This is a genomic window from Parabacteroides johnsonii DSM 18315 (assembly GCF_025151045.1).
Classification (GTDB): domain Bacteria; phylum Bacteroidota; class Bacteroidia; order Bacteroidales; family Tannerellaceae; genus Parabacteroides; species Parabacteroides johnsonii.
On the sequence record NZ_CP102285.1, the window covers coordinates 2886727 to 2901111 of the forward strand.

The 14385-nt window shown below is 46.6% G+C and carries 9 protein-coding genes and 1 tRNA gene; 4 read left to right on the forward strand and 6 right to left on the reverse strand.

Annotation, left to right across the window (positions count from 1 at the left end):
* Nucleotides 1–4 precede the first annotated feature (4 nt).
* Nucleotides 5–1870 carry a methylmalonyl-CoA mutase small subunit gene (gene mutA / locus NQ564_RS11905; protein ID WP_008151475.1) on the reverse strand — a complete coding sequence of 622 codons (1866 nt, stop codon included), beginning with the start codon at nt 1868–1870 and terminating at the stop codon, nt 5–7.
* 262 nt (nt 1871–2132) lie between these two features.
* Here mutA and NQ564_RS11910 point away from each other — a divergent pair.
* Nucleotides 2133–2205: transfer RNA gene (locus NQ564_RS11910), tRNA-Glu, on the forward strand.
* A 183-nt stretch (nt 2206–2388) separates the two neighbouring features.
* On the opposite strand, the gene NQ564_RS11915 is transcribed toward NQ564_RS11910, so the two are convergent.
* The 3 genes from NQ564_RS11915 to NQ564_RS11925 all read right to left on the reverse strand — a co-directional run bounded on the left by NQ564_RS11915 (nt 2389) and on the right by NQ564_RS11925 (nt 8897).
* On the reverse strand, nt 2389–3591 hold the full coding sequence (locus tag NQ564_RS11915) for an alkaline phosphatase family protein (RefSeq protein ID WP_039848301.1): 1203 nt from the start codon (nt 3589–3591) through the stop codon (nt 2389–2391).
* 6 nt (nt 3592–3597) lie between these two features.
* On the reverse strand, nt 3598–6780 hold the full coding sequence (locus NQ564_RS11920) for a TonB-dependent receptor (RefSeq protein WP_008151481.1): 3183 nt from the start codon (nt 6778–6780) through the stop codon (nt 3598–3600).
* 113 nt (nt 6781–6893) lie between these two features.
* On the reverse strand, nt 6894–8897 hold the full coding sequence (locus NQ564_RS11925; RefSeq protein ID WP_008151483.1) for a tetratricopeptide repeat protein: 2004 nt from the start codon (nt 8895–8897) through the stop codon (nt 6894–6896).
* A gap of 233 nt (nt 8898–9130) precedes the next feature.
* Here NQ564_RS11925 and NQ564_RS11930 point away from each other — a divergent pair, with 233 nt between their 5' ends.
* Nucleotides 9131–9337, forward strand: coding sequence for an Arc family DNA-binding protein (locus NQ564_RS11930; protein WP_008151485.1), 207 nt, complete (start codon nt 9131–9133; stop codon nt 9335–9337).
* 101 nt (nt 9338–9438) lie between these two features.
* Here the strand turns inward: NQ564_RS11930 and NQ564_RS11935 are convergent, their stop codons facing one another.
* The gene (locus NQ564_RS11935) at nt 9439–10467 is read right to left on the reverse strand and encodes an HU domain-containing protein (protein ID WP_021862200.1); all 1029 of its coding nucleotides are present in this window, start codon (nt 10465–10467) and stop codon (nt 9439–9441) included.
* Between the two features lie 111 nt (nt 10468–10578).
* On the opposite strand from NQ564_RS11935, the gene NQ564_RS11940 reads away from it, so the two are divergent.
* Nucleotides 10579–11610, forward strand: coding sequence for an alcohol dehydrogenase (locus NQ564_RS11940; RefSeq protein WP_039848302.1), 1032 nt, complete (start codon nt 10579–10581; stop codon nt 11608–11610).
* Nucleotides 11611–11642: 32 nt separating this feature from the next.
* Nucleotides 11643–12479: an SDR family NAD(P)-dependent oxidoreductase gene (locus NQ564_RS11945; protein WP_008151491.1), complete on the forward strand. Its 837-nt coding sequence runs from the start codon at nt 11643–11645 to the stop codon at nt 12477–12479.
* Nucleotides 12480–12628: 149 nt separating this feature from the next.
* Here NQ564_RS11945 and NQ564_RS11950 read toward each other — a convergent pair whose 3' ends face one another.
* Nucleotides 12629–14284: an RluA family pseudouridine synthase gene (locus NQ564_RS11950; protein ID WP_008151493.1), complete on the reverse strand. Its 1656-nt coding sequence runs from the start codon at nt 14282–14284 to the stop codon at nt 12629–12631.
* Nucleotides 14285–14385: the final 101 nt, after the last annotated feature.

Below are 14385 nucleotides of genomic sequence, written 5' to 3' on the forward strand. Positions count from 1 at the left end.
CTACTTAAGCGATTCCTAATTTTACGTTGAAAGCTTTCAATGTTTCAAGCACGTTGCTCTTTACATTTACATATTGGTCGATGCCTACTGCTTTCAGATCCTCCATGCAAGCAGGCATACCGGCTACAACAAATTCTGCTCTTCCGGCCAAAGCCTTGTAAGCAGCAGGAGCCAATTCTGCATATTCATCATCGCTTGAGCAAAGAACCACGATTTCAGCACCAGCCTCAACAGCAGCTTCCACACCAGCTTCAACCGTATCGAAGCCTAAGTTATCAATTACCTTATACCCTGCACAAGCAAAGAAGTTGCTTGAGAACTGAGAACGAGCCAGGCGCATAGCCAGGTTACCGATCGTCAGCATGAATACTTTCGGAGTCTTGCCGCTCTTTTCCGTTGCCAGACGCAAAGCTTCAAATTCCGAAGCACCGCGTGAGAAGTCAAGAGCCGTGATAGTCGCTTCACCGCAATTGTGACCGCCGCCACAGCAGCAACCGGCAGCTTCGTTCTGTATCTTTTCGGCAGCCACTTCGTTGAAGTTCGGGAACTGGTTGGTTCCTAACAGGATTTCACGACGGGTAGCAACTGCTTTCTTACGGGCTTCGTTGGATGTATTAACAGCTTTCTGGATTTCGCCGGAAGCAACTTCCGCACCAAAACCGCCCTTATCTTCCACTTCCAAGAATAATTTCCAGGCTACATCAGCCAGGGAGTTCGTCAGAACCTCTACATAATAAGAACCAGCAGAAGGATCGACAACCTTATCCAAATGGCATTCTTCCTTCAACAACAATTGCTGGTTACGGGCAATGCGTTCGGAAAAGTCGTCCGGAGTCTGATAAGTCTTGTCGAACGGGCGAACTGTGATCGAATCGACACCGGCAAGAGCAGCAGACATAGCTTCCGTCTGTGAACGCAACAAATTTACGTGAGCATCATAAACTGTCATGTTCCATTCCGAAGTCTGTGCATGAACATGCATCTTGCAAGCACACTGACAAGCAGGATTGTAGGCGGCAACGATTTCAGCCCACAACCAACGAGCAGCACGGAACTTGGCGATTTCCATAAAGTAGTTGGAACTGATACCGAAATTGAATTTAATCTTCTTGGCTACTTCCGTAGCATCCTGGCCGGCCTCGGTCAGCTTAGCCAGCAGTTCATTACCCCAAGCCAATGCATATCCTAACTCCTGAGAGATATAGGCACCCGCATTGTTGAAGTAGAAGGCATTTACAGCCAATACTTTGTAACCCGGCAGAGCGGCACCCGCTTTGAGCACAGCAGCAGCAGCTTCCACCCAGTTTTCATTTTCCTTACCTTTTACCAGAGGTTTCTTGAACGGATCGTAGTTTACAGAACCTTTACATTTTTCCAGGTCTGCACCTTTTCCCTTGAAGTAGTCGGCAAGAATACCGATCAGCATTTCAGCCTTGCAGTTGCAAGTGTTGAAATTCAGTTCCACACACTCAGGACAAATACCGTCAAGTAAGGTTGCAATGTTTTCAGCGTTTACGTCGCTTCCTTTAATGATGAAGCCAAGAGACGTCACACCCTTATTCAGGATGTCAAGGGCTTTTTCATTAGCACCTTTGAAACAGGTGACTTCGATGTTCTGGCGCACCTTCCAATCGTTGTCCTTCTTTGTTCCGCGAACATAAGGGAATTCACCGGGAAGAGACTCGGTCGTCTTCAAACCTTCGATGTCTTCTGCACGATAGAAAGGATTCACATTAAATCCTTCGCCTGTCTTCCAAACAAGCTTTTTCTCAAACGGAACCCCTTTCAGGTCAGCCGTAATCTTCGCCATCCACTCTTCAGTAGACACAGGTGCGAATTCTGAGAAAAGTTTTTCTTTTAATTCTGCCATAATATTAGTTATTTTAATACTGGTATTAGTAATTGTTCAATAGTATATTGTTCAATAACAGAAGGCAAAGGTAGAATAAATAAACTTGAACGCAAATGAAATACAAACGAATTTGATGCCTCTTTTAACGCCTTTTAGTGGAGATACAAAGAATTCGATACCAAAATGACAGGGGATAATCATTTTCTTCAAAAAAATTTCTCCAAATGATACACCGGAATAAAATATTTACTAATTTCGCAACGTCAAACAAAGACTATCCGGTGCATTCGTCTAGTGGTCTAGGACGCCGCCCTCTCACGGCGGAAACTCGGGTTCGAACCCCGGACGCACTACAAAAAGCTCGCAGTTTACTTGCGGGCTTTTTCTGTCTCACCCCGATTCAGGTTGACCATGCCACCACGCTTTATATCCACCAACTATATATTTAAGTGATAAATAAGGATTGTCTTTGCTTTTTGCCCTTGCGCTATTCCCGATGATTATCAAGCCAACCCTCCTACCGAATTTTCATATACCTATCTGAACAATGTTGAAACAACCACGCTATCTCCGTCATTAGGAGCCGGCTGCAGATCCAGCAAGCGGGCAATTATCAGATACAAATTGACATTCGCCATCACCGGTAGCTCGACATTCTGTTTGAAAGAAGGTCCTGCCGCATAGAAGATAGCCTCCATTTCCGGAGCAAAATTATCATATCCATGTGTAGCCGCAAATATAGGACGTGATTCAGGGCGGAATTGCAGATACGTCCCGATATCCGGCAATACGAACAGATCACCTATACGTGGATTCTTCCCATACACGAACTTTTCCGGAATCTCGTTCTTTCTCCAAACCGTTACATGAGGTACACACTTCAGGATCGCATAAGCGCTATCCGTATAAGTCGGTTTCGGATAAAGCAAAGTCGGCACTCCGTCGAAAACATAATCGAAACTGTCACGAGGCAGATAGTCATTCAGGTTCACATAATTCTCCGGATAATAAGTCGCCATACCATGATCGGACAGGACGATAAAATCAATCAGGTCAAAGATATCCAGTCTACGGGCTTTAGCAAAAAAGTCACCTAATATCCGGTCCAAATGTTCAACCGTTGAAAGAGTTGCCGACGAATCGGGAGTTGCCTTATGCCCGATCCCGTCCGGTTCTTCCATATACCACATGATCAGATGCGGGCGAACTTCCTCAGGCAGCTGCAACCAGGCAATCACCGAATCTGCCCTGTCAGAAAAAGGGACATTCTTATCGAACGGCTTCCAGATGGAAGGCTGGCGTCCCTGTATCGGATATTCACTACCAACCCAATAGAACGAGGCGGTTCGGACCCCCTGCTTTTCCGCCGTGTTCCAGATCGGCTCTCCTCCGAAAAAGGCTGGATTCGGATTTCCCATCACATAAACACTATCCAGATCGGGAGCATAAAAGAAATTATTCACCAATCCGTGATGATCCGGATGCAAGCCTGTCGCCATACTGTAATGGTTCGGAAAAGTCACACTCGGAAAACTGGGACGAAAAGCCGCTTTCACCCCAACTCGAGCCAACGAATCGAGCGTCGGCGTATGTGCATACAACGGATAATCCGAACGAAAACCGTCCATAGACAGGACTACGACATAGCGTTCCTTCTTCGAGTGAGCCGTACATCCGGCTATCGACAAACAGATTATCGAAAAGAGACTTACTAATATGAATGTCTGGAATCTGTACATATAGGTTTAGAAAATATATTTACAACCAATCTGGGCATGCCAGCGGGACAAGATATCATTCTTGGTAATCGTATTCCTCGAATTATAAGCATACGTGTTTGTATAGTTGCCATCTTCCCCCTTCTTATTCCCGATTACCTGCAAAGGCATTACATTATAGGCAGCGGTGTAAGTGGTTCCCCATTTCTTATTCAACATGTTGGCAAAGTTCGTAACGTCGAATGTCACCTGAAATTTGCTGCCACGGTCTTTCAGTACGAAAATATCCTGCGCCACATGCAGGTCGACCCGGTTTTCCCACGGAGCCGAATTGGAGTTACGCATGGCGTACGCTCCACGATGTTTCTTTGCATAGCTGTCGCCTTCGATCCACTCGTTAAACTTCTGACGGTCTTCTTCCGTCTTGAAGTCCATCTTCTGCAGTTCGTCTTCAGTCGGGATATAAAGCAATGAGTTTCCCCCGAAACCATCACCGTTGTAGTCGATATAGACCGTTTTCTTTTTCTCTGCATCGTAGTAGGATTCGTTCATTGTCAGACTGTAACGCTGTCCCACGTAGCCGTTATAGACAAGAGAGACGGTAGTCGCCATAAAACCTTTGGCATAGCGGGGGGTACGATAACCGACAGAAACCATCACACGATGAGGTATATCGAACATGGAATAAGCCAGACCGGGGTTGTTGGAATCTACCGCATAATTATATTTCCAGTTGGAATAAGCCACAGAGGAGGTTCCGTCATACACCGATTTGGAATGCCCGAACGTATAAGAAGCAACCAAATCCAAACCGAAATGGAAATTCTTTTCAAACAACGCAGACAGAGAATAGGTATATCCCATATTCGTATTTTTCAGATTGGTAATGCTGAAATACTTCTTGTCTACGGAGTAATAAGGAGTGGCGGAAGTTTCCACACCCGGAACGGCATAGACTTTGGCATTGCCCGATAATGCCAGGTTCTCGAAATATACGTTATTGAATGTCTTGGAATACAGCCCTTCCAAAGTCATCTTCACATCACCGGGCAAGACTCGTTCCAAGGCTAAGTTCATACGGAAAACCTGCGGATATTTAAAGTCTTTGGACACGGTCACGATATCGGGAGTCGCAGGACTTCCCTTTTGGGAATTCATGGCACCGATCGGGTCATCCGCATATTGTCCCAACGAAGGGGCAGAAGTCGAGCCGGAAGCAAAGATAGTCGTACCTTTCTGCTCAACCCCAGTATTATTATAAGCATTGGAAAGCCATACAAAAGGAACACGTCCCGTAAACAGCCCCAGTCCACCACGAATCAAGGTAGTCCGGCTGTCATCCGTATACCAGCGGAATCCCAAACGGGGAGAGACCATCACTTTGGCTCCGGGCATTTCTCCTACTCTTTCCTTAATATTTTTGCTTGCGGCATATTCATTGAACTCATGATTGACTGTCGGATCATTAAACAACAAAGGGATATCGAAACGTAAACCGTAAGTCAGTGAGAAATTATCGGCAACATCCCATTTGTCCTGTGCATAGAAACCGAACTGACCGGCTTTAATAATAGGTGTATAGCGATAGTTACCGCCCGTCACATCGGGGTCCGTATACTTGAATACATATTTAGAAGGACTGTCGTTCAAGAATGCGTCCATCGAACCGAACTCCCAGGAACCGGTAACGGCCTGGATAAAGAGATTCTTCATCCGGAAGATTTCATTGTGCGTACCGAAGGTAAAAGTATGATTTCCCTCATACCAGGAAAGATTGTCCTCAAATGTGTAAATATCCTGATCCAGGGCGTTTGCTCCTGAAGAATACTCCGTACCGATATTGACCGTCGTATTGTTTGTTCCGCTGTTATCACTACCGTTAATCTTTACGTTCGGTCCCTGGTAAGCCACCTGGCGTTCATCCCGGACTGTCGTAACACCTGCACGAAACTCGTTATACAAGACATCGCTCCAATGGGAGTTCCACTCGGCCACAAACGAATTCGTTTTATTTTTCATCCGGTAACCACTCCCGTTAAAAAAGTAGGTCGTGCTCGACGGGCTAAAAATGTCATCGTATGAGTTATTATACTGATAACGGAAAGCCAGTTTATTGTTCCGGTCGATATTCCAGTCGATACGTCCTAAGAAATTAAAGGCCCTCTGATCTACATCGCGTGATCCGAAGCTCTCCCGGATTCCGGTATATTCTTCATACTTATCGGCGATTTTCTGTGCCATATCGGTAGAAAAACCTTTCTCGTCATATCCGGCATAAAAACGCGAGGGGTAAGATTCCTTGCGGTTTTCGGCATTAGCAAAGAAGAACAGTTTGTCTTTGATGATAGGACCGCTCAATGTCCCACCAAAAGTTTTTGTGGACTGTTCCGTCAACTTATCTTTTATGTTGTCTTTATAAGCATTGTATTTTCCGTAAAGACCTTCATTTGTAAAATAGGAATAGACCGATGCATGATATGTGTTGTTTCCCTGTTTGGTAATTGCATTGATGCCCCCTCCGGTAAAACCGCTCTGGCGGACATCGAAAGGAGCTACCACCACTTGGATTTCCTGGATGGCATCCATCGAAATCGGGTTGGCATTCGTCTGACCACCGTTTGTACCCGACGGGGCCAGTCCGAAAACATCATTGCTCACCGTGCCGTCGATCTGGAAACTGTTATACCGGTTATTGGAACCGGCAAACGTGATCCCTCCGTTTTTGGAAATCATGGCCATCGGCATATTCTTTACGACATCATATATATTACGGTCGACTGTCGGAGTCCCCTGTATCCTTCCTGTAGAAAAATTTTCGGATGCACCGATATTCGCTTTTGCATCAGCAGTGACAATCACTTCGCCCAATTGCTCCGAATTGGGATACAAGGTTGCATTCAGGATATATGTATTGCCCAGCTCCAGCCTGATATCCGTAAAAACAGCTTTTTTATAACCGACATAGGAAATTTCCACTTTATAGGGACCTCCGGTACGCATCCCCTGGATCGTGTAACGGCCATCCATATTCGTCACCGCCCCATACATGGTTCCGGACGGTTCATGTACTGCCACCACCGTAGCCCCTATCACATACTCATTTTGATCGTCGATAATTTTTCCGCTCAGTGCAGAAGTTGTCACCTGAGCTTTCACGGAGAACCCTATGCATATCAAAACACATACAAAAAAGCAGATAACTTTTTTCATACAGAAATTTGTTTTTAATGAATACCCTCTACGAATTTTAACATTGCACCACAAAGATACAACCTTATAATCACGCTTTTATTACATTTCTGTATAAAATTAACGACAACTTATTAATTTTTATTTTCGTTGCGAAGCTCATCGGCAATATCCTGATGCTGTCGCGCCAGCTCTTCCTCCCCTATATGAAGAAATGCTTCGGCAAGATATTCATGGGCTGCAGCGTGCTTCGGCTTCAAGTCGACAGCTTTCATAAAGTCAGAAACGGCCTCGTCATAATATTTCAGTTGAAGATAAGATTTTCCACGATTATAACGCGCTTTAAATGATTTCGGATTCAGCCGCACAGCTTCGTTCAGACAAGTAACCGCCTGGAAGCCGTCACCCAAATCGAGAAGAGTCACTCCTTTACGCACCCAAGCATCCACAAACTCAGGATAAAGCTTGAGCGCCTTGTCGAAAGAGCGGATAGCCGCATTCAGATCGTGGGCTTTCGTGATACATTCATTCCCCATCAAATAGTATTCATGGGCATATTCTTTCTGAATCTCCCGCTGGGCGTGTATCTCCTCCCTGAGTTTTTTGATCTGTTCCCGCCCGGTGTTCATAGTCTGCAATTTCATACGGAGCAATCGTTGTACTTCCGGTTTTTCCAACTCATTCCGCTTACTGACGGCAGCCACGAAGGCCTCAACTGTCTCTTTCACATTGCCGGATTTAAAACTATGGGCGGCACGTGCATACAACAATTCCGCCTCACTTTCACGCAAACTTTTTTCAATCAGTTGCCGGTCATTAAACATCTGGCTGAACTGGACAATTTCTTTCCGCACAAAAATGTCATGCGGAGAAATCCTACTTTTCAGCACCAGCCCTTCCAGAGACGTACAACGGCTTAATGCGACATATGTCTGGCCGCCTGCAAACACGCCGCCTGTCAAATCTACCACAACACGGCTGAACGTTAACCCCTGGCTCTTATGCACGGTGATCGCCCAGGCAAGACGAATCGGCAACTGCTCGAAAGTACCGACAATTTCCTCTTCGACCTTTTTCTCCTTTTCATTGTACTTATATTTATAGTTGCGCCAGGAAGTCGGTTCGACCAGATATTCCCTCCCATCCTCCAACAGGACGTAGACATTTCCATTCTCGTCGATCCCCGACACCATACCGATCGTACCATTGACCCAACGACGTTCATAATCATTATCGATAAAGATGACCTGGGCCTGCTCCTTGATGGACAGGTTCAATTGTGTCGGTAAAGACGATTCGGGAAAATCACCTTCGATCTTGCCGTGAAAGACAAACTCTTCACCAGGCAATTCCTTCAACTTCCGTTCATTGATAAAATCCACCTGATCCCGCCGGGTGGCAAGCGTAATATACATATCTTCGTTCCGAGGAGTAAAATCCGGGAAATAACGAGCATTCAGAGTATCCAACTCCTGTTTCCGGGCGGCATTGCTACGAATACGGTCCAAAATATTGATAAATACCGGATCTGTCTGCCGGTACACTTTCTGCAATTCTATCGGGACCAGATTTATATCCTTGAAGACACGGGCCGAAAAGAAGAACGGGCTGGCATAGAAGAGACTTAATATTTCCTTCTGGTCGGAAGGGACCACCGGCTCCAACTGGAAGACATCGCCGACAAACAGCAATTGCTTGCCTCCGAACGGCAAACGCATATTACCGGAAAAGACACGTAAGATCCGGTCAACACAATCGATGATATCTGCCCGCACCATCGAAATCTCGTCGATAATGATCAATTCCACTTCCGAAATCAACTTCCGATGTTCTTTCCTGTATTTGAAGAACTCAAAAATACGTCCGTTCTTCAGACTCAAATCAGGATCATCGGGCAACATCGGGCGAAAGGGTAATTTAAAAAAAGAATGAAGCGTCACCCCTTCCGCATTAATCGCCGCTATACCTGTCGGTGCCAATACAACATATTTCTTTTTCGTATGTGCGCAGATGTATTTCAAGAACGTGGATTTACCCGTCCCGGCCTTCCCTGTCAGGAAGACGGACTGGCGTGTATGAGTGATCAGTTGCAGGGCATCCTGAAACTCCTTATTATCTGTATCTAACTGAAATTCCAATCGTGTAATTTTTGAGTAGACAAAGCTATAGAATATTTTATATATCTACTTATAAAAAGTTCATAATTTATTTGCAGAAGTCCGGAACTTTGCTTTACTTTGTGATATCAAAATAATATCAAATAAAAATCATTATGAAAGCTTATACGGTGTATTCGGAACTTGGATATCCGCACAGCCTGTAGTCAATACAGGCACTTTATATCAGTAATTTAATACAGTAATACTAAAATATGGCCAAAAAGGAAAATGGAAATGCGACCAAGAGTTTCATATTGCGTGTGGACGCAGAAATGATGGAAGCAATCGAAGCTTGGGCTGTCGATGAATTTCGGAGCACAAACGGCCAGATACAATACATTTTGGATCAAGCCTTACGCAAGGCTGGACGGATCAAAAAGAAACGAAAACCAAAATCTGAAGAGAAAGATAAAGAGTAGAAAACAATAATAACGAAAACCTGTCCGGACGTTTTTTAAATATCCTTCGGTAGAAAACGACTTTTCATCCGAAGGATATTTCTTTTTTAATAGAATATAAATCAACGGCTGATAAACAACCACGCATCCTTATATTTCGGATTGGAACGGAGAGTCCGCATATAAGATTCCGCAGCTTCGCGATTATCGAACTTATCCGCATAAATACGATACTTCCCGTCGCGAACAACCTTGCTGACATGCTTGCATTCGTTACGGTCTACACCGGCAATAAATTCGTCCGCCTGCGATTCTGAAGGAAAACTGGCTATTACGATATGATACATTTTTTTAGGCTGGGCAACCACAGGCTTGGACTGGGGCGCTTTCTTTTCCGAAACCGGAGCCGGCTCAACTTTTTTCACTTCACGTGCCATCACCTCTTCCGACGGCTCCTGCTTCATTTTTGTTTCTGCCGCAATACTACCGGGCAAAACTACTTCAGAAAGAACCGGTTTTTGCACGACCATCCCGGTCGGAACAAAACTGGCTGTATAAGCCTCTTGGTTGACATCTTTAACCGGAGTGGAAACCAGCAGGAATAATGCCACTGCAGCAGCCGAAGCCGCCGCCGTACGGAGAAGTTTGCGACTAATCGGAATATAAAGAGTATCTTTCCTTGCTTTTTTGGATGTAAGAAGAGCCACTTCTTCCCGCTCCACCTCTATCGGTGCGAGAGCCGGGAAATGGAAAACGGGCAAGCCATACGAACCGACACTGAACAGATCGGTTTCACCCGGATGGAAAATCATCTGCCCCTCTTCTCCTATGCTGAACGAGCCTAACACTCCTAATGACAACTTTCCATATTGTTTCAGGGTGCTCTTCATATCCTCCACATCTTCTTCCAGCATCAGCCCGGCCTGACGATAGCTCACCGCATACATCTGCATATACGATTCAGGCAAAAGTCCGTCATTATGTTGCAGCGTCATATTGAAGCCGATCTCTTTTCTCAAAGGACGAAACGTATGTTCCTCCATATGCTGCACAGCCGGAACAGCCTGCAGAACAAAACCTCCGAACTTCGGTACAATCACACAATCATGCACCAAAAGCAAACGTTCAATATGTGTTACAATTCTAAGCATACAACAAAGGTAAATCTTTTGTCCGGATTGACAAAAAAATTTATAGGATTACAATTCATGAAATCACTATCTTTGTCTTTCAAAGTATCAATTAATCAACAAAAAAATATCATGCTGGCATATACATATCTTCAAAAGGGTAAATTCGGTTTAAGAGAAAAACCGAAACCTAAAATTACGGATGCCCGGGATGCGATCGTACGTGTGACCCTCGGTAGCATCTGCACCAGTGACCTGCACATCAAGCATGGAAGTGTACCGCGTGCGGTACCCGGAATAACAGTCGGCCATGAAATGGTAGGTATCGTCGAAGAAGTGGGAACGAACGTCACATCAGTCAAACCTGGAGACAGAGTAAGTGTGAATGTCGAGACGTTCTGCGGGAAGTGCTTCTTTTGTCATCGCGGATATGTCAATAATTGCACCGATCCCAACGGGGGTTGGGCGTTAGGTTGCCGTATCGACGGAGGGCAGGCGGAATATGTCAGAGTACCCTATGCCGAGCAAGGCCTGAACCGTATTCCCGATACGGTCAGTGACGAGCAGGCGCTGTTTGTCGGAGACGTACTTGCCACAGGCTTTTGGGCCACTCGCATCTCGGAAATCACGGAGGAAGATACTGTCCTCATCATCGGTGCAGGGCCTACCGGAATTTGTACATTGCTCTGCTCGATACTGAAGAATCCGAAGCATATCATTGTCTGTGAGAAGTCTCCTGAAAGAGTTCGGTTTATCCGCGAACATTATCCTGATATATTGATCACGACTCCTGACAACTGTAAGGAATTTGTACTCGAAAACAGTGACCACGGCGGAGCAGATGTTGTTCTGGAAGTAGCAGGAACCGAAGACAGCTTCCGGATGGCGTGGGAGTGCGCTCGTCCAAATGCAATAGTCACGATCGTGGCTCTTTACGACAAGCCTTTGATTTTCCCTTTACCGGATATGTACGGAAAGAACTTGATTTTCAAAACTGGTGGAGTAGACGGTTGTGATTGTGCAGAGATTCTTCGGCTGATCGAAGAAGGCAAGATAGACACCACTCCCCTTATCACCCACCGCTTTGCACTGAACGAGATCGAGGAAGCCTATCGCGTTTTTGAAAACAAACTGGATGGTGTCATCAAAATTGCTATTTATTAAAATCTTTTTTATCGAAAATATTCAATTAGATCATGGCAGACAATTATCTGGAAAAGAAATACGAAGAATACAAATCCCGCAAGGAGGGACACGCTTCCCGCCCATACAACAGCAGGAAAGCAGCCTCCCACCACAAAACCAGGAGAGTCTTTGTGACAGGAGGGGCGGAAGGTATAGGCAAAGCGATTGTAAAAACGTTCCGTTCCGCCGGACACCGCGTGGCGTTCTGCGACGTGGGAGAGGCGGCTGGTAAAGAGACGGCGTTGCAGACCGGAACCTCTTTTTTTCATGTCGATGTAAGCGACCGGGAAGCACTGGAAAACTGTATGCAGCAGATCTTCGAGGAATGGGGCGATATCGATATCGTGATCAACAATGCGGGAATCAGTTGTTTCTCCCCGATCACAGAGACCAGTGTGGAAGATTTCGACCGGATATTGTCCATCAACCTGCGCCCGGCTTTCATCACTTCACGCAGATTGGCCATTCACCGCCAGTCACAGGAATCACCCAATCCGTTCGGTCGGATCGTCAATATCTGCTCTACCCGCTACCTGATGAGCGAACCTGGCAGCGAAGGTTATGCGGCATCCAAAGGCGGCATCTATTCACTGACACACGCCCTTGCACTCTCGCTTGCCGAGTGGCATATCACAGTCAATTCGATCTCACCGGGCTGGATCGAGACGCGCGACTACGAACAACTCCGTCCGGAAGACCACGCCCAACATCCATCGGGGCGAGTAGGCCGCCCGGAAGACATCGCCCGTATGTGCCTGTTCATCTGCCAGGAGGAAAACGACTTTATGAACGGCGAGAACGTAACGATCGACGGAGGGATGACGAAGAAAATGATTTATCTCGAATGAAAATAGTTCTACCATCAGCATAACACAACCGTTACATAGGCATGACACAACTGTTACCATAGCATGAAACTGTCGTTCCCTAGGCAGGAAACGGTTGTGCCATGCCGAGGGAACGGTTGTGCCAATGGCATGGAAAAATCGTGGCACAACTATAAAAGATCATCGAAGCCGGCTTCCTTCTCCACTTCCATATACACCCCGGAGACAGGATGTGTAAATCCCAAATATTCGGCATGCAGATACAGGCGGTCTGCTTTCTTGCCATACAACTCATCCCCTACTATCGGAGCATTCAGACCAAGCGGATGAGCCGAATGGACACGCAATTGATGGGTACGCCCGGTTTTCGGAACAAAAGAGACGACCGTAGGGGTAGTTCGCAAACCGCCTTTACATCCGCCATATCGCAGCACACGATAATCAGTCACAGCAGGTTTCCCATGAACTACATCGACCACCTGCCTCGGCCGATCTTCCGGGTCCGGGCGGAGGGGGAGTTCGAGATGTCCTTCTTTTTCCTCCACAATACCATCCAACCAGGCGACATACCGTTTGCACACCGTCCGGTTTTTAAACTGTGCCTGCAAGTTCTGGTGCACTTCCTTTGTCTTGGCAACGAGCATCAGACCGGATGTTGCCATATCTAAGCGATGCACGACCATCGGTCCGGTCGCTCCGGGATACATCCGTCTCACTCGCTGATAGACAGAGTCGACATCCGACTTTCCGGGAACCGACAACATTCCGGCCGGTTTGTTTACCACCAACAACGATTCGTCTTCATACACGATTTCCAATTCCGCATCCCGGTGCACATCCGTCTCCAACGGGTTTTCCTCGACGTCGAGGCCTTGCAACATATGCTTCAGGATAGGTCCGCATTTTCCTTTGCAGGCCGGATAATAATATCCATGACGGCGGATCTCGTTTTTCGGAGAATCTCCCCACCAGAATTCAGCCATAGCAAGAGGTTGCCAGCCATTCCGATAAGCATATTGCAGCAACTTGGGAGCCGCACACTCGCCCGCACCTGCTGGCGGCGTCTTCTGAACGGTATCCTTAAACAGGTCGCACAAATCCTGTTCCTCACCAAGGGCGTTCAGCATGCGAAATTGCTTGAAAAGCCATTGCTGGAGGGCGGCCGAGCGGGTCTTGCGTTCCGTCCTGAGACGCTCGATCTCCATATCGTACGCCTCTATTTCTGCTTGTAAGGAGGCAAGGCGGTTCTTCCAATATTGTTTCTGCCGTTTTAGTTCTGCTTTCTGGAACTGGCTTTCGCGGATCAGCCATTCCGGATTGCCTAATGTGGCGGTCGAACGCTGCCGGTCACGTTCTGCCTTAGCCGCTTTCATCCGGCAGCGCATCTCGTCCAAAACCTGTCCGGCAAAGATCGTCTCGTCAGCCAACCGTCGCTTGCAATCCTTATATCGCTCCTCCTCCTGCAATTCCTCGATCCGCCTGTTGATTCCCGATATCTGCTCCTCTTCGATCCTGAAAAAGCCGTCCGGCTCCTGCACGTCATAGACTGGAGGCACGAAATAAGCGTGTTGGTTTTTCCCTGCCAGGATACCGGAAAAGGCTGCCAGATAGCCGACCTTCCCCCCGCCTGTGCGAACGATCAAAACACCGAACATCTTTCCTTTCCGCAATTCCTCCTGCCATTCTCCTTTTGCCTCCAAATAACGCCCGACTTCTCCTGCTGCTGCCACACAAAGGGGATGCGGGGTATAATGAAACGGATAGGTGAACTTTTCCGGTAGAGAGAGAAGGGAAATCGAATCTGCAAAATAGTGAAGTTTGTCCATGCTTTTTCCGAATCAAAACGTTTTATCCGGCAAAAGTAAAGGATTTTTTTGGACAGCTCCGTTTTATCCAGTAGATTTGTAACCATCAATTTTAGACCAAT